2 protein-coding genes are annotated in these 1,914 nt (G+C 65.3%); both read left to right on the top strand.

Features of this window, described 5'->3' with window-relative positions; translation table 11 throughout:
* Positions 1-334: 334 nt before the first annotated feature.
* Complete coding sequence (locus tag L1885_RS27855) at positions 335-721, top strand: DUF3846 domain-containing protein (protein WP_235799918.1); 387 nt, start codon at positions 335-337, stop codon at positions 719-721.
* A gap of 171 nt (positions 722-892) precedes the next feature.
* Positions 893-1,468 (top strand): DUF7178 family protein, encoded by a 576-nt coding sequence (locus L1885_RS27850; protein ID WP_235799917.1) that lies wholly within the window; start codon positions 893-895, stop codon positions 1,466-1,468.
* Positions 1,469-1,914 lie beyond the last annotated feature (446 nt).

Here is a 1,914-nt window from a genome sequence, read left to right as displayed (position 1 = left end):
GACGCCGACGACCGGGGCCGCCCCAAGGCGGAGCCCGGCGACGACGCCGAGGATGACGCCGCTTCGCGACCTGACGGCGGCCCGCCCGGTCCCGGGGGTGGCGCTTCGCGCAACCCCCGCGCCTACGGCGCCGGACGGGGATCCATCCCGCTTCGCGGCCTGGATCGGCGGCACGGCGACCGGGCCCCGGCCCGCCACTCCATATGGGTTGACCTGCGAAAACGCGCCTTTTTGAGTAGATCGGTAGGCAAGTTAGAGATACACTTCTCTTGTTGGTCGGTAGTGACAGCCGACCAACGCCCAAGACCACCACCGCCCTTGAAAGGGGACACCCATGCCCGCAACCAACCTCGCCCTGGTCATCCGTCCTGACGCCTCGTTCGACGTCATCGACTGGCCCGAGGAAATGCGCTCCACCCTCTACACCCTCTACACCGCGCTCCGCTGCGACCACGTCGACGTGGTCGACGTTTCCCCGGAATTGTCCATGTGGCTGGACGGCAGCGGAATCACTATCGGAGTGCCCATCGACGTGCCTGCCACGAAGCTTTATGCCGTGGCGAACGGGCGGGCCCATCAGTTCTACTACGGCACCGTCGTCATTACCGGCGGAGTCGACCGCCACGGCGACACCATCGGCCTCACCCGAGAGCAGTGCGAAATGGTCCTCGGAATGATCGGGATCGAAATCCCGGAAATCCCGCACCAGCACACCAAGTAACACCCCACCCCCCAGCGGCCGGGGGAAAGAACTCCCCCGGCCGCCCGGCCGCCAGCGGCCCGCCGGCCTTCCGGCCCCTTTCTCTCCCCTCGCGCCAACGGCCCGAGTCGAGCCGCCCCATGGGCCCGCTCCTCCGCCCCTGCGCCCCCTCCCCACGCCCAAGGAACCCCCGTGATCCCGGTCAAGAGCACCGAAGAGCAGCGCGCCGCCTACACCCACGCGATCACCAGCACGTGGCACGCTGCCACCCCGGACCAGAAGCAGCGCGGACGCGAGTGGTACGCCACGGCTCACCAACTCGCAGTAGAGATCTCCGGGGGATCCCCCGAAAAAGGCGCCGGAGTTCTCGCCGCCCTCTCCGCCAACAAATCATGGTCGGAAAATTGCAGGCTCGCACGAAAGGCATTCACGGACGGCACCGCAAGCGGGCACGTCCGCGACGCGATCACGAAAGCCAACCGCATCATGGCCGGGACCGACCCCATCGAAGTACTCCCCATGAACATCAAAACGGGATGCTTTTACGTGTGCATCGCCAACCCCGAAGACCCGCACGCAGTTGTGATTGACCGTCACGCACACGACATCGCGGTAAACGAGATCTACGGACAGCGGGAAAGAGGACTCGGCGCACTCGGACGCTACAACCTTTTGGCCGACTGCTACCGCACCGCCGCGCAGGAAATTGGCGAAGTACCCAGCAAGATTCAGGCCGTTACATGGGTAGCCCATATCGAGCGTAAGTGAAATCCCCCAGCATGGAATTGAGGGTCAGGAGAGAGTGTTTAGGGAATTAGTGGTGTAGACCAGTTGGCGGGGTGTTTGTCGGTGTGTCGTGGTGGTGGGTTGTCAGTTCGGTGTGTTGTGGTGGGGTTGTCGTGGGGGTGGGGGCGGGTACATAATGTAGTAGTGCAGGGACGAGGAGGGAGAGAGGCCGGCCCCTGGCATCGAGCACCAGGACCACGGAGACACCCCATCAGAACCACGTCTGACCAGGGGATTTCCCAGAAACGAGGGCCCCGCCATTGTAGCCAGCCAGCAGGACCGGCCGAAGGCCGGGCCCGGACCGAAGGTCCGAGGTCACCGAAGGTGACCAGCCAAGGGAGGCCGCAGGCCGACCGACCGCGCGAAGCGCGGTGGCATCGCTGGCGTTCCGTAGGAACGCGCGTCGTGTCTCCGAAGGAGACCGCGCG

This window comes from Streptomyces fuscigenes, assembly GCF_021556455.1.
Lineage (GTDB): Bacteria > Actinomycetota > Actinomycetes > Streptomycetales > Streptomycetaceae > Streptomyces > Streptomyces fuscigenes.
Note: the sequence above shows the minus strand (reverse complement) of the source record. Positions and strands in the feature narration are given on the sequence as shown.

Bases quoted from the DNA above. Each gene is read 5' to 3' on its own strand.
- L1885_RS27855 (WP_235799918.1), top strand. From the start codon at position 335: ATGCCCGCAACCAACCTCGCCCTGGTCATCCGTCCTGACGCCTCGTTC.